Raw genomic sequence first — 19290 nt, 5'->3', positions numbered from 1 at the left:
CCGTCCGTAGTTCGTCAGCCGGGCCGCTGGGTACGGCTCTCGTGGGCGAGCCCGTCCGGGCGGGCAGCCGCGCGCGGCCCGAGAGGAAGGACCAGGGCCCGCAGCCGCACGGGGTCGGACGGCCGAAGAACCGCCGGGGCCGACGGTCGGCGGATCACCCCGATGTCCTGCCATCCCCACGACAGGAAGGCGTCGAGGACCGCGGAGTCGGCTTGATCCACCAACGTCGCCCCGAGCGAGACGTGTTGGCCGGCGAGCAGGCGCTGCTGGAGTCGGCGGGCGAGGCCCCTGTCGTCCGTATGCGGGTGCACCACGATCTCGGTGATCGCGAAGACGTGTCCGGATGCGGTGAGCTGCTCGACACTCTGCGTGAGGGGTCCGTCGAAGCCCCGCCACCACGTTCCCTCGCGCTGTACGGGGAACCCGTAGGCACACCCTGCGAGGGCCGGGTCCTCCGCGATCAGCAGGGCGAATCCGGGCCGCCGGATGTCACCGGTGAGCCGCCGCAGAAACGCCTCCCGGCCCCGGTACTCCTCGCCCGCCTGCGCGCGGGAGGACTCCACGTACAGGTCGGCCAGGTCCTCTCGCAGGGTCTCGGCCTGCCAGCGGCTCAGCCTGCGCAGGCGTACCGCGTTCGCGGGGGACGGTGTGTCTCCCCCACCGCGCGGCGGCTGTTCCCGCCGGGGCGGGGTCGTCACAGCGCACCGCCCGCGGCAGCGGGGGTCCGGTGCGCCGGTGCTTGAGCGACATGGGCCGGGTGGAGCAGGAAGCCGGAACCGGTGATCTCGGCGATCCGGGCCATGGCCGGCGGCGGGTAGTGCAGTCGCAGGGTCGTTCCGGCATCGGCGGCGAGCCGGGACGCCGCAAGGAAGGCGTTGAGTCCGCTGGCGTCGCAGAAGGTGACCGCCGTGAGGTCGACATCGACGACGCGGATGCCGTCACGCAGGCATTCGGCCAGCACGATACGCACCAGCGGGGCTGTGACCAGGTCGATCTCTCCTGCGAGGGTGATCAGTGCGCGAGTGCTGTGGTCGTGCCGGTAGACGTTCAGTTGTGGAAGGGCCATGGCTCCTCGGTTCGGACGGCCCGTCGCAGAGCGCCGCGAGGCAGGGCCGGGTCGGCCCTCATGGCGTGCCGCCGATACGGGGGTGTGCGCGGTGACGGGGTGAACCGGCCGGTCCGGCAGCCCGGGTTCCTGAACGCGGTGGCCGGCCCAGCCGTACGGGGATGCACCGGGGACCGGACGGAAAGCCCGCTCCCGCGGGCATCGTGTCCATGCGGTGGTGTGCCGCCGGGGTCCGGAACGTCCTGTCGGAAGCACGCGGCACAGGACACGCGCCGCTCCGGCACACGGTTTCGCCGCCGCCTTCCCGGCTCCGGTGTTCCAAGAGGCGGAGCATCCCGCCGGAAACGGCATGAGCAGGGTGCCGTCCTTCTCCGCGGGGATGTCCACCACGGTCTGCGGCAAGCGCGGCCGGAGTACGTCCGGCGTCTCGCCCCAGGCGCTCGCGCCGAGGCCGGCGCGAGCGTGGGGATCCGGCCGAGCGGTCAGCGCGGTGAGCGGGCGGGACGGCTCTCGCCGGGTCGGGTGACCGCGGCCACCGCGCGCCGTCGAAGGTCCCTGCGCATTTGGGGATACCGTCTCCGCCCGCAGGACCGCGGTCTCGGGTAATACCGGTTCACCACTGGTTTCGGCCGGAAGTCCGACGCGGGGCACGAGGCTCACCCCGCTCCTGTCCGGGCGCGGCGCCGGGGCCGTCCCTCGTCGTGGCGGTGGCTGCCGGGGTCCGTGGACGTGCGGCCGGGGCCGCGGGCTTCATACCCCCTTCGGAGTCCCAGACCGCTTCCACGGCCCGGTCGGCCTCGGCCACCGTCCGCAGGCGCGCCGCCTCCTCCATCAACCGGCTCGCGGTCGACGTGCCCAGCGGGTCGCTCGCGGCGGCCATCAGCCAGGCGGCCGAGACGGGAGTCGTCTGCGGCGGCACCACCAGCAGGGTCCAGTGGCCCACGCGGTACGAGAGCAGCAGCAGCCCGTGCGGGTCCTGCTCGGCCAGGAACCAGCCCACCTTCACCACATGCCCGGCGACGGGCACCTTGCGCGGGACGGTGGGCCAGTGGGTGGGATTCACCGTGACCCGGGTTATCCGCCCCCACAGCGGATCGAGCACGGCCGTCAGTGCGGGGAGTTCCGCCCCGAGATCGCGGGAGCGTGGCCACCAGGCGCCGTCCAGCGGAGCTGGTGCGGAACCGGCGGGAACCAGCGACAACCGCGGAGGAGGGGAGGAGGGCCGGTCTTCGTGTGTCGGCGGGTGATGGATGGTCGCAGTCATGACGCGAACCCTGCCCCGGGCCGGTCGCAACCGGCCCGGCGTATTCGATCGCCGAAAACGACACGGGCGTGGAGGCCGATGTGCGAAGTGTCCTCGGTATCTTCAGCGTACTCCTCGGACGAGCCGAACGGACCGTGCGGCCGACGGATGAACCGATCCCCCGCGCCCCTCCCCGGAACCATCGCTTCCAAGGCCACGTCCAGGACACACGGGCCCGGGAGCACACGCGGATTCGCGAGCACTGCCGGCCCACCGCCGCCCGGTACGTCCGTGGTTGCGGTTCCGGTCGCGTCCGCCGCTGTCCAGCACCGTCCGCCACCTGCCCCCAACCCCGTTCCGCCATAGGCCAGGACACCGCTGATCGATCCCGGAACCCCGAGCGAAGACTCGGAAAGCGGGTTGGGGCAGGCAACCCCTCACGAGTCCGAGCCCCATATCCTCCGCGGCGCCCACCGGGGCGGACACAAGGCCCCGGCCGATCACGGCCGGGGCCTTCCGCCGTGCCGCGCGGTGCCGCCGGTCCGGTCGTACGGGCCCGGCGGCACGGCCGCCCCCGGATCCGTCAGCGGGTGGCGAGGAGTTCGAGGGTGTCGATCACGCGGTTCGAGAAGCCCCACTCGTTGTCGTACCAGGCGACGACCTTGATGTGGCGGCCGTCGACGCGGGTGAGGGCCGAGTCGAAGACCGACGAGGCCGGGTTGCCCGTGATGTCGGACGACACCAGCGGGTCCTCCGAGTACTCCAGGATGCCGGCGAGCGGCCCCCGCGCCGCGGCTCGGTACGCCTCCAGCACCTCCTCGCGCGTCACGTCGCGGGCGACGGTCGTGTTCAGTTCGACGATCGAGCCCACCGGGACCGGCACGCGGATCGAGTCGCCCGACAGCCTGCCGTCGAGGTTCGGCAGCACCAGGCCGATCGCCTTGGCGGCGCCCGTCGTGGTCGGCACGATGTTGACGGCGGCGGCGCGCGCCCGGCGGGCGTCGCGGTGCGGGCCGTCCTGCAGGTTCTGCTCCTGCGTGTAGGCGTGCACCGTCGTCATGAAGCCGTGCTCGATGCCGGCGAGTTCGTCGAGCACCGCGGCCAGCGGCGCGAGCGCGTTGGTCGTGCACGAGGCGTTCGAGACGATGGTGTGCGCGGCCGGGTCGTACGCGCCGGTGTTGACCCCGAAGGCGAGGGTGACGTCGGCGCCGTCCGACGGCGCGCCGACGAGCACCTTCCTCGCGCCCGCGTCGAGGTGGGCGCGGGCGGCCTCGGCCGAGGTGAAGCGGCCGGTCGCCTCGAGCACGATGTCGACGCCGAGCCCGGCCCAGGGCAGCTTCGCCGGTTCGCGCTCGGCGAGCACCGCGATGCGGCGGCCGTCGACGACGATGGCGTCCCCGTCGGCGCTCACCGGGCGGCCGAGCCGGCCGGCCGTGGTGTCGTAGGCGAGCAGCCGGGCGAGGGCGGCGGGTTCCGTCAGGTCGTTGACGGCGACGACCTCGAGGGTTTCGAGGGCGCTGTCCCGTTCGAGCAGCGCGCGCAGCACATTGCGGCCGATGCGGCCGAATCCGTTGATGGCGATACGGGTCACGGATGACCTCCCTCCGGTCGCCACCAGCGTCGCGTGCGGCCTCCGCCCGTGACAGCGGCGCGATCGCCAGGGTTCGCGAGGATCGCGCCACGCGGCGGCGGGCCGCCCGCGCTACCCGCCCCGGGCGAAGGTGCGCCGGTACTCGCTCGGCGTGGTGCCCAGGATGCGCCGGAAGTGCAGCCGCAGATTGGCGCCGGTGCCCAGGCCGACGTCGGCGGCGATCCGCTCCACGCTCCGCTCCGAGCGCTCCAGCAGCTCACGGGCCATGTCGACGCGGGCGCGCATGACCCACTGCATCGGCGTGTACCCCGTGTCCTCGGCGAAGCGCCGCGAGAAGGTGCGCGGCGAGACGCCCGCGTGCCGGGCGAGGAGTTCGAGGGTGAGGGGCTCGCCGAGCCGGTGCAGCGCCCACTCGCGGGTGGCGGCGAACCGCTCGCCGAGCGGCTCGGGCACGCTGCGCGGCACGTACTGCGCCTGGCCGCCGCTGCGGTAGGGGGCCGCGACCAGGCGCCGGGCCGCGTGGTTGGACGCGGCCACCCCGAGGTCGCCGCGCAGGACGTGCAGGCACAGGTCGATGCCCGAGGCGGCCCCGGCCGACGTCAGCACGCTGCCCTCGTCGACGAACAGGACGTTCTCGTCGACGAGGACGGACGGGTGCCTCGCCGCGAGCGCCCGTGTGTAGTGCCAGTGCGTCGTGGCGCGCCTGCCGTCGAGCAGTCCCGTGGCGGCGAGCGCGAAGGCGCCCGTCGAGATGGCGGCCAGCCGCGTGCCCCGGGCGTGGGCGTCGGAGAGCGCGTCGACGACGGCCGGCGGCGGGTCGTCGCGGTCGGGGAAGCGGTAGCCGGGGATGAAGACGGTCTCGGCCCACGCGAGCGCGTCGAGGCCGTGGACGACGTGGTAGGACAGGCCGTCGCCGGCCACCGGGCCGGGCGCCGCCCCGCACACCCGCACCTCGTACGGCATGCTCGCCCGGGTGGTGAACACCTGCGCGGGGATGCCGACGTCGAGGGGCTTGGCACCCTCGAGGACCAGGACGGCGACGCGGCGCAGACGGGGGGACGGCACGGGGGAAAGGGTACGAGGGGGCGCGGGCAGGCGTCCGTTTGCGCCCCCACCCCGCCGGACGATACTGGGGAACGAGGGCGGCGAACGCGCCGGCGAACGTGCGGAGGGCAGGCCCTCGGCCGTCTCCCTCCCCCTCACCGGCAGGCGCGGGTGGGACACCGGCGCCCGGGACCCCACCCGTGAGACGAGGTGACCTCCGGTGGCACAGACGGCTCGGCGGCAGTACTCGGACAGCACTCAGGACCTGGCCGGCGGGCTGGTGGCCTTCGCCGCCGTCATGCTGGCCATCTCCGGCGTGCTGGACCTGCTGCGCGGCATCATGGGCATCGCCGAGGACGAGGTCTTCCTCAGCACCCCGGACTACACCTTCGTGTGGAGCACCACCGGCTGGGGCTGGGCCCACCTCGTCCTGGGGGCCGTGAGCATCGCGGTGGCGGCCGGCCTGTTCCGGGGCGCGCTGTGGGCGCGGGCCGCGGGTGTGGTGATGGCCTCGGTCCTGCTGGTGGCGAACTTCCTGTCGCTGCCGTACTACCCGATCTGGTCGATCGTGCTGATCGGCCTGTGCGCCCTGGTGATCTGGGCGCTGTCGGTGTACCGGCGCGCCCCTGTGTGACGGGCGGGCGGGTGGCACGACCGGTGGTACGGCCCGGCGGCACGACCGTCGGTACGGCCGGCGGTACGGGTCCGTCCCGTGGACGCCCGGGAAGCCCCCGCGCCGCGTCAGTCGCGCAGCAGCCCGTCCAGGGCCGCCGCCGCGTCCGACGCCGCGGCGGCGAAGGGCTCGATGACCAGATCGACGTCCTCGGCGCGCAGCTGCTCGGCGGCGCGCCGGTTGTAGGCGGTGACGGCCGTGGCCCCCCGGTACCCGTGGTGGCGCAGCCCGTGCAGCAGCGCCCGGTTGGTGTCCACCACCGGGATGGCGCTGACCACGCACCGGGCCCGGTCCAGCGGCAGGGACTCCAGGAAATGGGCGTCCTCGGCGCTGCCGAAGACGGCGCTCACCCCCTCCCGGTCGTTGCGCGCCACCCGGTGCGGGTCGTAGTCCACCGCCAGGACCCGGTGCCCGGCCCGGCTGAGCCGGTCGGCCAGCAGGCCGCCGAAGCGGCCGAGCCCGTAGAGGACGACGTCGGCGTCGTGCCGGCCGTCGACGGGGCCGGCGTGGCGGGTGCCGGTCCGCTCGAACCTCGCCAGCCGGCGTTCCAGGCGCCCGTAGATCTGCTGGGAGTAGAGGATCAGATAGGTGGACGCGCCGATGGTGACCAGGCCGACGACGGTGATCAGGCTGACGGTGGCGCCGGTGATGTGCCCGAGGCTGTACCCGAGGGCGGCGAGGATGAGGGAGAACTCCGAGATCTGGGCGACCGTCAGGCCCGCCAGGAATCCCACCCGGACCGGGTAGCGCATGGCGACCATGATCACGAGGACGATCAGCGGATTGCCGACGAGCACGAACACCGAGAACACCAGCGCCTCGGCGATCCGGGCGCCCGCCTCGCCGAATTCCAGCCGCGCGCCCAGTTCCAGGAAGAAGAAGAGCAGCAGGAAGTCGCGCAGGCTGACCAGCCGGGCCCCCAGGGCGTCCCGGTAGGGGGTGCCGGCCAGGGAGACCCCGGCCAGGAACGCGCCGACCTCGGAGCTGAAGCCGAGCCACTCGCTCAGCGCGGCCACCGACACCGCGTAGGCCATGCCGAAGAGCACCAGCAGGTCCTGGGACCGTGCGACGCGGTGCAGCAGACCGGGCAGGACGTACCGCATCAGCACGGCGACGCCCGCCAGCAGGCCCAGGCCCTTGGCGAAGACCAGGGCGATGTCCAAGGCCATGCCCGCGCCGCTGCCGACCCGCTGCCCGAACGCGGTCAGGGCGATCATGACCAGCACCACGACGATGTCCTGCACGATCAGGAACCCCACCGCGATGCGCCCGTGGAGCTGCTCCAGCTCGCGCTTGTCGGACAGCAGCTTCACGATGATGATCGTGGACGAGAAGGTGAGCGCGACCGCGACGTAGAGCGCCGTCACGGTGTCCATGCCCAGCGCGAGCGCGATCAGGAAGCCGATCACCGAGGTGAACAGGACCTGACCGAGCCCGGTGGCCAGCGCGATGGGCCCGGTGGTGCGGACCAGGTGCAGGTCGAGCCGGAGCCCCACCAGGAACAGCAGCACAGCGATGCCCAGCCGGGCGAGCAGTTCGACGGTGCCGTCGGCCTCCACCCAGCCGGCGCCCGCGGGACCGACCAGGATGCCGACGCCGATGAAGGCGACGATCAGCGGCTGCCGCAGCAGCGTCGCCAGCAGGCCCGCGACGGCGGAGAGCGCGAGGACCGCGGCGACGAGGGGGAAGTCGTACGGATCCATGGCCTGGCCCGATCAACGGCTCGTTCGCTGAGGGAAGGCGGTCGTCGCCCCGGGCCCGGGACGGCGGGCACGCCGCGCGGCCCGCGGCTTGCCCGGCGGGCTCGGGAGGTCGGTGACCGCCGGTGCGTGCCGGACGGCGGTGAGTGCACCGGCATCACCGCCCCCGGTCGACCGGCCGACCGGCTCCCATGCCAGATTAGTCCCCTTCGCGCTTCCTGCGCCTTCCGGGAACGCGCTCCCGGGCCGCTTTCGGGGCGCCTCCGGAGCAGCCTCCGGAGCGGCTCCGAAGCGGCTGCGGAACGCCTCCGGAGCAGCCCGTACGACGCCGCACGTCAGCAGGTTTCAGCGTCCTTCGCCGCGGACACCCGCGCATTCTCACCGGCGAGAATGCGAAGTATGAGCGGAATCCACCACATGTGACGCGCGCCGCGACGGCGCTCTCGCGGACCGTGCGCGCCGCGCCGCGCCGCAAGGAGGCAGCGATGAAAGCCGTCGTCTACAAGGAACCTTTCAGCGTCGACATCGAGGAGGTCGAGGACCCCCGGATCCAGGACCCCACGGATGTGATCGTCAAGGTCACCACGTCCGCCATCTGCGGCTCCGACCTGCACATGTACGAGGGCCGCACCGGTGCGGAGCCGGGCATCGTGTTCGGCCACGAGAACATGGGGGTCGTGGAGGAGGCCGGCCCCGGGGTCGCCACGGTGAAGAAGGGCGACCGGGTCGTCATGCCGTTCAACGTGGCGTGCGGCTTCTGCAAGAACTGCCTGGCGGGGCGGACGGGCTTCTGCCTGACCGTCAACCCCGGTTTCGCCGGCGGCGCCTACGGCTACGTGTCGATGGGCCCCTACACCGGCGGCCAGGCGCAGTACGTGCGGGTGCCGTTCGCGGACTTCAACTGCCTGCAGCTCCCCAAGGGCACCGAGCACGAGGACGACTTCGCCCTGCTGGCCGACATCTTCCCCACCGGGTACCACGCCACCGAGCTGGCGCAGGTCTCCCCCGGGGAGACGGTGTGCGTGTTCGGCGCCGGACCGGTCGGCCTGATGGCGGCCTACTCCGCGGTCCTGCGCGGCGCCTCCCGCGTCTTCGTCGTCGACAAGCAGCCGGACCGGCTCCGCCTCGCGGGCCGGATCGGCGCGACCCCGATCGACTACAGCAAGGGGGACGCCGCCGAGCAGATCAAGGAGCAGACCGGCGGGGAGGGCACCGACAAGGGCATCGACGCCGTCGGCTACCAGGCAACGGTCCCCGAGGGCGAGGAGCAGCCGGCGATGGTGCTCAACACCCTGGTCGAGGCCGTACGCCCCACCGGGATGCTCGGAGTGGTCGGGCTGTACGTGCCCTCGGACCCCGGAGGCCCCAGCGAGAGCGCCAAGAAGGGCGAACTGCTCTTCCGGATCGGCAGGTTCTTCGAGAAGGGCCTGCGGATGGGGACCGGTCAGGCGAACGTCAAGTCGTACAACCGCCAGCTGCGCGACCTGATCATCTCGGGCCGTGCCACTCCCAGCTTCGTGGTCTCCCACCGGGTCCCGCTGGACGAGGCCCCGGAGGCCTACCAGCACTTCGACCGGCGTGACGAGGGCTGGACCAAGGTGCTCCTCAAGCCCGAGATGGGCAACGGGCACAGGAAGCAGGAGGCCGCGGTGTAGCGGCGGAGGCAGGCCGCGCGAAAGGCGGCGGGGCGGTCCGCGTACGGGCCGCCCCGCCGTCCGCCCCGCCCGGTCCCGTCGGGCTCCGTCCGGTTCCGGGAAACCGCAGGCAGACGGCGAGTCCCGGCGCGGGGTCTTGACGGTCCCTCTCCGGGCCCATACCGTCGCGCCCGCTCCTTGAAACGAATCAATTGAAACGTATCAAAGGCGCACGGCAACGTATCCACACGGCCCTCCCGATCCTCCCGGGTCAGGCCGAGGGCGGGAAGGACCGCGCGATGAGACGATCCCTTCGGCAACCCCGGCCCCCACAGGGGCACCCGGCATCCGGGCCGCGGCGGCGGACGTCCGCGCTGCTGGCCGGCGTGCTGCTCGCCACCGGCGCCCCCGCGGCCCAGGCGGCCCAGGCGGACACCCTCTCCGGCGGGGGGCACGGCGGCGGGCGCGGCGAGGGGCGGTCGGTCCAGCTCGAGAAGCTCGACCGCGGCCTCGTCGCCGTCGCCACCGGCGAGGGCGTCTTCCTCAGCTGGCGGCTGCTCGGCACCGAGACCACCGGCTCCACCGCCACCGGCATGGCCGGCCCGGACTTCCGCGTCTACCGGGACGGCGAGCCCGTCGCGACCGTCACCGACAGCACCAACTTCCTCGACCGCGGCGCCCCGCCCGACTCCGAGTACCGCGTCGTCCCCGTCGTCGGCGGCCGCGAGGTGAAGGACGGCGGGCGCGGCCGGGCGGTCGCCCCCTGGTCGGAGTCGTACGCCGAACTGCCGCTGCGCAGGCCACCCGGCGGCGTCACCCCCGCCGGGGAGAGGTACACCTACTCCGCCAACGACATGAGCGTCGGCGACGTGGACGGCGACGGGAGCTACGAGTACGTCGTCAAGTGGGACCCGTCCAACTCCAAGGACGTCTCCCAGAAGGGCTACACCGGTAACGTCTACATCGACACCTACCGCTTCGACGGCACCCTGCTGCACCGCCTCGACCTGGGCGTCAACATCCGCGCGGGCGCCCACTACACCCAGTTCCCCGTCTACGACTTCGACGGCGACGGGCGCGCGGAGATGATGGTCAAGACCGCGCCCGGCACGAGGAGCATCCGCTACGACCGGCACGGCCGCGTCGTCTCCGAGCGGTACGTCACCATGCCGCGCGAGGACGTCCGCGCCGGCCACTCCCACCGCGACGACCACCGGATGAGCGCCGCGGACTACCGCGAGCACGTCGTGGAGACGTTCCTCGGCTGGCACGAGCACCCCGAGGTGACCGCCGGGCGGTGGCCCGCCACCCTGGAGGCGGCCTTCGGCATCGAGCGGCGCCACGACTACCCGCTCTCCCGCGCCGCCGCCGAGGACCTGGCCGACCACTTCATCGACGTCTACGCCCCCTCCCGCAGCGCCCGCAACGACCTGCGCACCTTCGAGGGCTTCGTCCTCACCGGCCCCGAGTACCTGACGGTGTTCGACGGCGCCACCGGCCGCGAGCTCCAGACCGTCCGCTACGAGCCCGGGCGGCACGACGACGGCCTGATGTGGGGCGACTACGCCATGAGCCGCATCGAGCCGGGCAACCGCGTCGACCGCTTCCTGGCGGGCGTGGCCTACCTCGACGGCGAGCACCCCTCGGCCGTCTTCGCCCGCGGGTACTACACGCGCGCCACCCTGGCCGCCTACCGCTGGGACGGGAAGCGACTGAAGCGCCAATGGCTCGCCGACAGCGGCTGGACACCCATGTCCAACCCCTTCGACGACTCCCCGCACGGCGTGGACGGCACCGACCCCGAGTACGGCACCCTCACCACCCAGGGCTTCCACTCCCTGAGCGCGGCGGACGTGGACGGCGACGGCCGCCAGGAGATCGTCTACGGCGCGGCCACCCTCGACGACGACGGCTCCCTGCTCTACAGCTCCTTCGCCGAGGCCCCGCCCGGGAGCGCCGTGCCGGGGCAGAGCGTGCGGCTCGGCCACGGCGACGCCATGCACGTCGCCGACATCGACCCGGACCGGCCCGGCCTGGAGATCCACACCGTCCACGAGGGCGGGCGCTGGGCCCCCTACGGCCACGCGCTGCGCGACGCCGCCACCGGCGAGGTGCTGTACGGCGGCTACACCGGCGTGGACACCGGCCGCGGCATGGTCGGCGACGTCGACCCGGCGCGGCCGGGCCTGGAGACCTGGGGCTCAGGCGGCGTCGGCCTGTGGAGCGCGGACGGGCGGCGGCTCGGCGACGCCACTCCGGGCACCAACATGAGCATCCGCTGGGCGGCCGACACGACCACGCAGATCGTGGAGGGCGCCGGCGAGAACACCCCGGTGATCAGGGACTGGCGGCGCGGCACGCTGCTGACCGCCGAGGGGACCCGCACCAACAACGGCACCAAGGGCAACCCCTCGCTGGTGGCCGACGTCCTCGGCGACTGGCGCGAGGAGCTGCTGGTGCGCACCGCCGACAGCTCGGCGATACGGCTCTACACCAGCACCGAGGTGACCGACCGCAAGCTGTACACGCTGATGCACGACCCGCAGTACCGGGTCGAGGTGGCGCGGCAGCAGACGACGTACAACCAGCCCGCGTACCCGTCCTTCCACCTGGGGTCGGGCACCGACTGGTCGCGGGTGCCCGTGTCCGGCGCGCGCGTGCCCGGCCGCCGGTAGCGGAGCGCCCGGCCGCCGGCAGGCCCCCGGTCGCTCAGCCGTGCCAGACACCAGCCACGGCCCGCGCGTGGGCGGCGGCCTGCGCACGTCCCGCACGTGCGCAGGCCGCCCGCCGGGAGGCGTCCAGGGGGTTGCGGCCGAACGCCCGGCGGGCGGCGGCGTCCGGAACGAGCAGTGCGACCTCCGCCCCCTCGGCCCGCAGCCGGGCGGCGAGCCGCTCGGCTCTCGGCCCCGGCCCGAACGCCCTGGGCAGCGGGGCGAGCACCACCACCCGCCGGTGGCCGAGCGCCAGGTCGGCGTTGGTCGTCGACCGCACGCCGCCGTCGATCCACCACCGCCCGCGCAGGGCGACCGGCGGCCACAGCCCCGGCATCGCGCAGCTCGCGGCGACCGCCCGGAGCAGGTCGGCGCCGCTGCCGGAGTGGAAGGCCTCCAGCGCCCCGGTGTGCGCGTCCACGGCGGTCACGCGCAGCGCCTCCGGCCACTCCCGCACCGGCAGCAGGGCGGCCATCGCCTCCAGCACCCCCTCGCCGGAAGCCGTGCGCGCCCCCAGCGCCATCCGTCCCAGCCGCCGCGCCACCGCCTCCGGGGTGCGCCGGCCGAGCTGCGCCCGCAGGAACCCCAGTGCCGCGCCGGGGGTGATCCGCGCCTCCGGGCCCGCCGCCTCCGCCTCCGACTGCCGCCGGTGGAGCTCTTCCGGATGCTCTCCGGCCGCCAGCCGGGCGCCGACCACGGCCCCCGCCGAGGTGCCGATCACCGTGTCGGCGCGGGCGAGGTCCACACCGGCGGCGGCCAGCCCGGCCAGCACCCCCACCTGCCACGCCCCGCCCGCGTGTCCACCGCTGCCCAGTACGAGCGCTCTCTCCGCCACGGTGCCGGCCTCCTCCCTCTCCCGCCCTCGCGTCGCCCTCCTCGTCGGCCGTTCCCGCCTACCCACCGCCGCCTGCCGGAAGCCGCCGCCTCCCCACCGCGTCCCCCGCCGCTCCCCGCCCCCGCACCGGCCGTCGCACCGGCCGTCGCACCGGTGGCATACGCTCGCACGGCCGATCGATTCCACGAGGCTGGAGACCCCATGGCCGCGACGCCGACCAAGCCGACCAACTGGGCCGGGAACGTCGAGTTCGCCGCCCGGACCCTGCACCGCCCGGCGACACCGGACCGGCTCCGGGAGATCGTCGCGGCGTCCGACCGCGTACGGGTGCTGGGCTCGGGCCACTCGTTCAACCGGATCGCCGACACCACCGGCGATCTGATCACCCTCGACGATCTGCCCCGCGCGATCGAGGCGGATCCGGCATCCGGCACCGTCCGGGTCGCCGGCGCGGTCCGGTTCGGCGAGCTGTGCCCGGTGCTGCGGCGGCACGGGCTCGCCCTGCCGAACCTGCCGTCCACCCCGCACTTCACCCTCGCCGGGGCGTACGCCACCGGCACCCACGGCTCGGGGCGCACCGGTGGCACGCTGGCCGCCGCCGTACGGTCGGTGGAGCTGGTCACGGCGGACGGCTCGCAGGTCACCGTCTCGCGCGGCGACGAGGACTTCGAGGGGGCCGTGGTCTCGCTCGGCGCCCTGGGCGCGGTCACCGCTCTCACCGTGGAGGCGTGCCCGGCGTTCGAGGTGGAGCAGTACGTCCACGAGGGACTGCCCTGGGCGGTGCTGACGGAGCACCCGGAAGAGGTGTTCGGCGCCGCGTACAGCGTCAGCGTCTTCACCGACTGGGCCGGCCCGGCGCGGGTGTGGGCCAAGCGCCGCACCGGTGATCCGCTGCCCGACCTCGCCTGGACCGGCGCCCGGCCCGCCGACGGCCCCCGTCACCCGATCGAGGGGATGCCGACGGAGAACGCCACCGAGCAGCAGGGCGTGCCCGGGCCGTGGGACGAGCGGCTGCCGCACTTCCGCTCCGGCTTCATGCCCAGCGCCGGGGACGAGCTCCAGTCGGAGTACTTCGTGCCCGCCGGCCGCGCGGGCGAGGCCTTCGCGGCACTGCGGGAACTCGGGCCGCTGCTCGCCCCCGTGCTGCAGGTCTCCGAGATACGCACCGTGGCCGCCGATCCGCACTGGCTCAGTCCCGCCCACGGCCGCGACAGCGTCGCCCTCCACTTCACCTGGACGTCCGACGCCGCCGCCGTCGCCCCCGTGCTGCTCCGCGTCGAGGAGGCGCTCGCGCCCTTCGACGCGCGCCCCCACTGGGGGAAGCTGTCGTCCACGGAGGCGGAGGCGCTGGGCGACTCGTACGCGCGCTGGGAGGACTTCCGGGCGCTGCTGGAACGCCTCGACCCGGAGGGTGTGTTCCGCAACGCGCTGATCGACCGTTACTTCCCGCGCAACCGGTAGCCGGCGGCAGGCAGTCGACGGCCGGTCAGCGGACGGCCGGCCGCCGGCGGAGGACGGCGACGGCCGCGGGCCGGAGGAGGGAGCGGCGGCGGGCGGCGCGAGGCCGGTGTCCCGCATTCCCGGGATCGGACGGGTTTGCCCCCGGCGTGCGGGCGGATCACTTCCCCCAAAACGGGCCAGTTGCGCCGGGAACATTCCCTCAGCGCTGCCCAGTCGCTACCTTCCCTTCCACCGCGTCCGTAACCCGGACACGTAATCCCCCACGTCGAACAGCCCGTCCCAGCTGTCCGCACCGGAAGGATCCTCCCGTGCACGCACCTCTCCGCAGAGGCAGGAAGCGCAGAATCATCGCGGCCACCGCCGCCGCGTCCCTCGCCACCCCCCTGCTGCTCGCCGCCTCCGCCACCTCCGCCGTCGCCAAGCCCGATCCCGGCAAGCAGGGTGAGAAGCTGGCGAGGCAGCTGGTCAAGAAGGCCGATGCCGACGGCGCCATGAGGCACCTGCGGGCGTTCCAGGCGATCGCCGACGCCAAGGACGACAACCGCGCCGCCGGCTCCGCCGGCTACGACTGGTCGGCGAAGTACGCCGGCACCCTGCTCAAGCTCGCCGGCTACGAGGTCACCTACCAGAACTTCGACTTCGTCTACCGCGAGACGCTCGCGGAGAAGCTGTCGGTCCTGAGCCCCACTCAGCGCGACGTCCCCATCAAGCTGATGACGTACACCGCGAGCACCCCCGAGGGCGGCATCGAGGCCGCTCTCGCGACCGTGCCCGTGGACGCCGACGGCACCACCGGCTGCACCGCCGACGACTTCGCCTCCGGCGACTTCACCGGCAAGATCGCCCTGATCAAGCGCGGCGGCTGCACCTTCGCCGACAAGCAGGCGAACGCCGCCGACGCCGGCGCGGTCGGCGCGATCATCTACAACAACACCGAGGGGGACCTCAACGGCACCCTCGGCGACGCCTCCGCCGGCCGCATCCCCACCGGCGGCATCACCCAGGAGGCCGGCGAGGCGCTGGCGGCCGAGGCGGCCCGGGGCACCGTCACCGTCGGCATGGAGATCCGCGAGTTCCACGAGACCCGCTCCACGCCCAACGTCATCGCCGAGACCCGCGGCGGCGACGAGGACAACGTGGTGATGTTCGGCGCCCACCTGGACTCCGTCGCCGACGGACCGGGCATCAACGACAACGCCTCCGGCTCCGCCGGCATCCTGGAGGCCGCCCTCGAACTCGCCAAGGCCGACCGCAAGGGCAAGCACGCCAACAAGGTGCGCTTCGCGCTGTGGTCCGCCGAGGAGGTGGGCCTGCAGGGCTCCGAGCACTACGTGACCAGCCTGCCCGAGGCCGAGCGCGAGAAGATCGCCCTCTACCTCAACTTCGACATGATCGCCTCGCCGAACTACGGCCTGTTCGTCTACGACGGCGACGACTCCGACGGCGTCGGCGCCGGCCCGGGCCCCGAGGGCTCGGCGCAGATCGAGCACGCGATCAACACCTTCATGCGCTCGCAGGGCCAGGAGCCGCGCGGCACCGACTTCACCGGCCGTTCCGACTACGGCCCGTTCATCGAGGCCGGCATCCCCTCCGGCGGCACCTTCACCGGCGCCGAGGGCCTCAAGAGCGAGGAGGAGGCCGCTCTGTGGGGCGGCGAGGCCGGTATCGCGTACGACAAGTGCTACCACCAGGCGTGCGACGACATGGGCAACGTCAGCGAGAAGGCGCTCGGCGTCAACGTCGACGTGATCGCGAACGCCGTGGGCAACTACGCCTGGGACACCTCCCCCCTGACGGAGGACGTGCCCTTCGAGCCCACCAAGGGCACCGCGGGCAGCGGTGGCGGTCTGCACGACCACGACCACGAGCTGGCCTCCTGACGGGCTCCCGCCGGGAACCCCGCGTACGTCCCACGGACGTACGGCCGTAACGGCACCCCACCGCGGGCGCCGGGGCACATGCCCCGGCGCCCGCGGCGCCTTTCCGCGCCGTGTGCCCCGGCGGCGCGCGGACCGGCGCCCGGCGGCGCGTGGCGCCGGAACACGCCCCGACCCTCCGGCGGAAGGCTGCGCCCCGCGCCGCCGGGCCGGTAGGCTTTCCGTGTGATCTTCAAGCGAATCGGAAACGGGCGGCCGTACCCCGACCACGGCCGGGAGAGCACCCGCCAGTGGGCGGATGTCGCCCCACGCCCGGTGCGTCTTGACCAGCTCGTCACCACCAAGGGCCAGCTCGACCTGGAGACCCTGCTCGCCGAGGACTCCACCTTCTACGGCGATCTGTTCGCGCACGTCGTGAAGTGGAACGGGGACCTCTATCTGGAGGACGGCCTCCACCGCGCCGTACGCGCGGCCCTCCAGCAGCGGCAGGTGCTGCACGCCCGGGTGCTCGAGCTCGACTGACGCCCCGGGCCGCGCCGTGCGGGCGCGTTGGCCCTTTCGGGGCCGACTGCGGTGAGCGCATTGATCGTTTAGTAGGCATTACGCCGTCTCCGCACTACGCTGCGCCCATGAGCATGCTCACTCCCCCCGGCATGGGCGGCAAGTACCGCATCACGGGTGACAGCTACCCGCGGATGCGGCGCCCGCGCAGGCGCCGCAGGATCGTCGCCGCCTCGGTCGCGGCGACCGCCGCCCTCGGTGTGCTCTCCTGGGGGACGGTGCAGCTCCTCGACGCCTTCACGGGCGGCGGCACGAAGGTGCGGGCGGCGGCCGGCGGCCGCGGCTGCGAGCCCTCCGGCGAGGGGACCGGCGGGAGCGGGAAGGACGGCGGGACCGGCGTCGCGGCGCGCTCCGCGGACGGCTCCGGCGCCGCACCGAGCGCCCTGCCGAAGCCGTCCGCCGTCACCGTCAACGTCTACAACGCCACCACCCGCAGCGGCCTGGCCAGGAAGACGGCGGACGCACTGGAGAAGCGCGGCTTCACCATCGGCGAGGTGGCCAACGCCCCGGCCTCCCTCGACAAGAAGGTGAAGGAGACCGGACTGCTGATGGGCCCGCCCGCCGCGTACGGGAACGGCGCGTTCGACGTCCTGCTCGCCCAGTTGCCCGGGGCGGAGGTCAGAGCGGTCGAGCGCGGGGCCGCCGAAGACGCCGGGAGGGGCCGGGACGCCGGAAGCGGGAAGAAGGACCCGGGCAAGGGCGCCGGGAAGACCGAGATCGACCTGGTGATCGGCAAGGCGTTCAAGGCCCTGGCGGAGGAGAAGGAGGTGCGCAAGGCCATGGCGGCCCTCGCCTCCCCCTCCCCCTCGCCCTCTCCCTCGGGCTGCCGGTAGGCGCCCCGGTGGGCGGGCGCTGCGGGCGGCGCGGCGGCCGGGTCAGCCGGCCGTTCCGTACATGCGGTCGCCCGCGTCGCCCAGGCCCGGGACGATGTAGCCGTCCTCGTTGAGCCGCTCGTCGACCGAGGCGGTCACCACCGTCACCGGCGTGCCCGCCAGCTCGCGCTCCATCAGCTCCACACCCTCGGGCGCCGCCAGCAGGCAGAGCGCCGTGACGTCGTCGGCGCCACGCCGGATCAGCTCCCGGATCGCCGCGACCAGCGTGCCGCCGGTGGCCAGCATCGGGTCCAGGACGTACACCTGGCGACCGGAGAGGTCGTCGGGCATCCGGGTGGCGTACGTGGACGCCTGGAGGGTGCGCTCGTCGCGGATCATGCCCAGGAAACCCACCTCGGCGGTCGGCAGCAGCCGCACCATCCCGTCGAGCATTCCCAGCCCGGCCCGCAGGATCGGCACCACCAGGGGGCGCGGGTGGGACAGCCGCACGCCCGTGGTGGCCGTCACCGGGGTCCTGATGTCGACCGGCTCGATGCGCACGTCCCGGGTGGCCTCGTAGGCGAGCAGGGTCACCAGCTCGTCGGCGAGGCGCCGGAAGGTCGGGGAGTCGGTGCGCTCGTCGCGCAGCGTGGTGAGTTTGTGCGCCACCAGCGGGTGGTCGACGACGTGAATCCGCATGCCATCGACAGTAGCCGAGGCCCTTTTCCCGCTCGCACTGGCGTACAGGCGCCTTTTCGGGGGACAGTGAACAGGTACGACCGGAGGTGGGCCGTATGACCGGACCGAGGCAGCAGCACGACGACACGCCCGACGACCGTCGGGCGCTCATACGCGAGGACCAGCGGAGCCAGAACCAGCGGGGCCCGGACCAGCGGGACCGCCGGGCGTCCGGGGAGCGCCTCACGGGCGCCCGGGCCACCGGGAGCCCCGCGACCCCGGTGGCCCCGAACAGCGACGCGGAGCGGCGCCGCCGCCGGGCGGTCTTCCTGCGCGAACTGAACGAGGCCAAGGCCCTGCGCGAACGGGTGCAGCCGCGCCGCGCCCGCACCGCACGCATGCGCCAGGCGATGCGAATGAGGACATTCCGCTGGTAGTCCGGCGCAACACCCACGCGACGCACGGTCGAAGACCTCTCGCGGAGCGCCGGTTTCTGCCACGATTCCGATTGGGCGGGGCGCGGTCCCGTCAGCACTCGGGCACCTGAAACCAGTGGGAGAGTCACGGTGTACTTCGCCGCACTGCTCGCGCGCACCGAAGACGGGTGGGAAGCGAGCGACACGGAACTCGACGAGGTCGAGACCCTGGCCGATCTCGCCGACCTGGCCCGGGAGGCCGCCGAGGACGATGAGCCGGTCCTGGTCTGCATCGAACAGGAGGGCGCCTGGTTCGGCGTCGTCCGGGTGGAGGGCGAGGAGGATCCCCGCATCTTCGTCTCGGACGCGGCCGCGGCCGCGCGCAGCTCCTACGGGGAGATCCTGCTCACCGACGAACTCCTCGGCCGCGAGCCGGGCGGCGAGGAGGACCTCGACCTCCTCGTGGACCTCGACGGCACGGAGGACGGCGAGCCGCCGAGCGGCGGGGAGGACGACGAGGACGGGGCTGCCGGGGACGGCAGGGACGACGACGAGGACACGGCGGCGCGGGCCGGCGCCCCGGCGGGACCGGTCGGCGACGTCGAGCTGCTGGCCGACTTCGGCGTGGACGGCACGGCGCTGCTCTCGCTGACCTCCGAGGACGCGCTGACCGAGATCGCCGACGCGCTCGGCTGCACGGACATGCTGGAGGCCGTCAGGTAGCCGGGGCCCTCACCGGGCCCTCCGTCCCCGTACGTCTCGCACGCCCCCTCGGCCCCGCGCGTCCCGCGGGGCCCCGTCGCCGTGCCCGCCCGCCGTACGCGGGGCCGGGGCGGGCGGGGACACTGGGCGCATGAGCGTTCCGCCGGACCCGCGGGCCCCCTCCCCGGACTCCTCCGAATCCCAGGGCTCCCCCGCCCTCCAGAACCCCCAGAACTCCCAGAGCCTCCAGGACTCCCCGACCCTCCAGGACCTCCCCGACGGGACG

17 protein-coding genes are annotated in these 19290 nt (G+C 73.7%); 9 read left to right on the top strand and 8 right to left on the bottom strand.

Annotation, left to right across the window (positions count from 1 at the left end):
- Positions 1-14 precede the first annotated feature (14 nt).
- The 5 genes from BMY40_RS08985 to BMY40_RS08965 all read right to left on the bottom strand — a co-directional run bounded on the left by BMY40_RS08985 (position 15) and on the right by BMY40_RS08965 (position 4965).
- Complete coding sequence (locus BMY40_RS08985; RefSeq protein WP_177213930.1) at positions 15-698, bottom strand: hypothetical protein; 684 nt, start codon at positions 696-698, stop codon at positions 15-17.
- Complete coding sequence (locus BMY40_RS08980; protein WP_093657337.1) at positions 695-1066, bottom strand: STAS domain-containing protein; 372 nt, start codon at positions 1064-1066, stop codon at positions 695-697. The genes BMY40_RS08985 and BMY40_RS08980 overlap by 4 nt, the downstream gene beginning before the upstream one ends.
- A gap of 613 nt (positions 1067-1679) precedes the next feature.
- Positions 1680-2330: a DUF5994 family protein gene (locus BMY40_RS08975; protein ID WP_245769959.1), complete on the bottom strand. Its 651-nt coding sequence runs from the start codon at positions 2328-2330 to the stop codon at positions 1680-1682.
- A gap of 562 nt (positions 2331-2892) precedes the next feature.
- Entirely contained in the window at positions 2893-3900 is a 1008-nt protein-coding gene (gene gap, locus BMY40_RS08970; RefSeq protein ID WP_093657335.1) for a type I glyceraldehyde-3-phosphate dehydrogenase, read from the bottom strand.
- Between the two features lie 111 nt (positions 3901-4011).
- Positions 4012-4965 carry a GlxA family transcriptional regulator gene (locus tag BMY40_RS08965; protein WP_093657333.1) on the bottom strand — a complete coding sequence of 318 codons (954 nt, stop codon included), beginning with the start codon at positions 4963-4965 and terminating at the stop codon, positions 4012-4014.
- 199 nt (positions 4966-5164) lie between these two features.
- On the opposite strand from BMY40_RS08965, the gene BMY40_RS08960 reads away from it, so the two are divergent.
- Positions 5165-5578, top strand: a complete 414-nt coding sequence (locus tag BMY40_RS08960) for a DUF7144 family membrane protein (RefSeq protein WP_093657331.1) — start codon at positions 5165-5167, stop codon at positions 5576-5578.
- Between the two features lie 107 nt (positions 5579-5685).
- Here BMY40_RS08960 and BMY40_RS08955 read toward each other — a convergent pair whose 3' ends face one another.
- The gene (locus tag BMY40_RS08955; protein ID WP_093657329.1) at positions 5686-7320 is read right to left on the bottom strand and encodes a cation:proton antiporter; all 1635 of its coding nucleotides are present in this window, start codon (positions 7318-7320) and stop codon (positions 5686-5688) included.
- A gap of 482 nt (positions 7321-7802) precedes the next feature.
- Here BMY40_RS08955 and BMY40_RS08950 point away from each other — a divergent pair, with 482 nt between their 5' ends.
- Together BMY40_RS08950 and BMY40_RS08945 are read left to right on the top strand one after the other, a co-directional pair.
- Positions 7803-8972, top strand: coding sequence for a glutathione-independent formaldehyde dehydrogenase (locus BMY40_RS08950; protein WP_093657812.1), 1170 nt, complete (start codon positions 7803-7805; stop codon positions 8970-8972).
- 278 nt (positions 8973-9250) lie between these two features.
- Entirely contained in the window at positions 9251-11626 is a 2376-nt protein-coding gene (locus BMY40_RS08945) for a rhamnogalacturonan lyase (protein WP_093657327.1), read from the top strand.
- 34 nt (positions 11627-11660) lie between these two features.
- Here the strand turns inward: BMY40_RS08945 and BMY40_RS08940 are convergent, their stop codons facing one another.
- Positions 11661-12497 carry a patatin-like phospholipase family protein gene (locus tag BMY40_RS08940; RefSeq protein WP_093657325.1) on the bottom strand — a complete coding sequence of 279 codons (837 nt, stop codon included), beginning with the start codon at positions 12495-12497 and terminating at the stop codon, positions 11661-11663.
- A 201-nt stretch (positions 12498-12698) separates the two neighbouring features.
- Here BMY40_RS08940 and BMY40_RS08935 point away from each other — a divergent pair, with 201 nt between their 5' ends.
- The 4 genes from BMY40_RS08935 to BMY40_RS08920 all read left to right on the top strand — a co-directional run bounded on the left by BMY40_RS08935 (position 12699) and on the right by BMY40_RS08920 (position 17229).
- Entirely contained in the window at positions 12699-13958 is a 1260-nt protein-coding gene (locus BMY40_RS08935; RefSeq protein WP_093657323.1) for an FAD-binding protein, read from the top strand.
- 308 nt (positions 13959-14266) lie between these two features.
- Positions 14267-15838, top strand: coding sequence for a M28 family metallopeptidase (locus BMY40_RS08930; protein WP_245769958.1), 1572 nt, complete (start codon positions 14267-14269; stop codon positions 15836-15838).
- Positions 15839-16060: 222 nt separating this feature from the next.
- A complete protein-coding gene (locus BMY40_RS08925) occupies positions 16061-16357 on the top strand; it encodes a type II toxin-antitoxin system VapB family antitoxin (protein WP_031508611.1) in 297 nt (98 codons plus the stop codon).
- 107 nt (positions 16358-16464) lie between these two features.
- Positions 16465-17229, top strand: a complete 765-nt coding sequence (locus BMY40_RS08920; RefSeq protein WP_093657321.1) for a LytR C-terminal domain-containing protein — start codon at positions 16465-16467, stop codon at positions 17227-17229.
- Positions 17230-17271: 42 nt separating this feature from the next.
- Here BMY40_RS08920 and upp read toward each other — a convergent pair whose 3' ends face one another.
- Entirely contained in the window at positions 17272-17907 is a 636-nt protein-coding gene (gene upp, locus BMY40_RS08915; RefSeq protein ID WP_093657319.1) for a uracil phosphoribosyltransferase, read from the bottom strand.
- A 95-nt stretch (positions 17908-18002) separates the two neighbouring features.
- Here upp and BMY40_RS08910 point away from each other — a divergent pair, with 95 nt between their 5' ends.
- Both BMY40_RS08910 and BMY40_RS08905 read left to right on the top strand, forming a co-directional pair.
- A complete protein-coding gene (locus BMY40_RS08910; RefSeq protein ID WP_093657317.1) occupies positions 18003-18323 on the top strand; it encodes a hypothetical protein in 321 nt (106 codons plus the stop codon).
- Positions 18324-18452: 129 nt separating this feature from the next.
- On the top strand, positions 18453-19025 hold the full coding sequence (locus tag BMY40_RS08905; protein ID WP_093657315.1) for a tRNA adenosine deaminase-associated protein: 573 nt from the start codon (positions 18453-18455) through the stop codon (positions 19023-19025).
- Positions 19026-19290: the final 265 nt, after the last annotated feature.

Source organism: Streptomyces radiopugnans (assembly GCF_900110735.1).
Lineage (GTDB): Bacteria > Actinomycetota > Actinomycetes > Streptomycetales > Streptomycetaceae > Streptomyces > Streptomyces radiopugnans.
Note: the sequence above shows the minus strand (reverse complement) of the source record. Positions and strands in the feature narration are given on the sequence as shown.

What these genes read in the sequence shown, in the direction of transcription:
- BMY40_RS08980 (WP_093657337.1), bottom strand. Translation starts at nt 1,066, where the DNA reads ATGGCCCTTCCACAACTGAACGTCTACCGGCACGACCACAGCACTCGC.
- BMY40_RS08975 (WP_245769959.1), bottom strand. Translation starts at nt 2,330, where the DNA reads ATGACTGCGACCATCCATCACCCGCCGACACACGAAGACCGGCCCTCC.
- BMY40_RS08955 (WP_093657329.1), bottom strand. Translation starts at nt 7,320, where the DNA reads ATGGATCCGTACGACTTCCCCCTCGTCGCCGCGGTCCTCGCGCTCTCC.
- BMY40_RS08950 (WP_093657812.1), top strand. Translation starts at nt 7,803, where the DNA reads ATGAAAGCCGTCGTCTACAAGGAACCTTTCAGCGTCGACATCGAGGAG.
- BMY40_RS08945 (WP_093657327.1), top strand. Translation starts at nt 9,251, where the DNA reads ATGAGACGATCCCTTCGGCAACCCCGGCCCCCACAGGGGCACCCGGCA.
- BMY40_RS08935 (WP_093657323.1), top strand. Translation starts at nt 12,699, where the DNA reads ATGGCCGCGACGCCGACCAAGCCGACCAACTGGGCCGGGAACGTCGAG.
- BMY40_RS08920 (WP_093657321.1), top strand. Translation starts at nt 16,465, where the DNA reads ATGAGCATGCTCACTCCCCCCGGCATGGGCGGCAAGTACCGCATCACG.
- upp (WP_093657319.1), bottom strand. Translation starts at nt 17,907, where the DNA reads ATGCGGATTCACGTCGTCGACCACCCGCTGGTGGCGCACAAACTCACC.
- BMY40_RS08910 (WP_093657317.1), top strand. Translation starts at nt 18,003, where the DNA reads ATGACCGGACCGAGGCAGCAGCACGACGACACGCCCGACGACCGTCGG.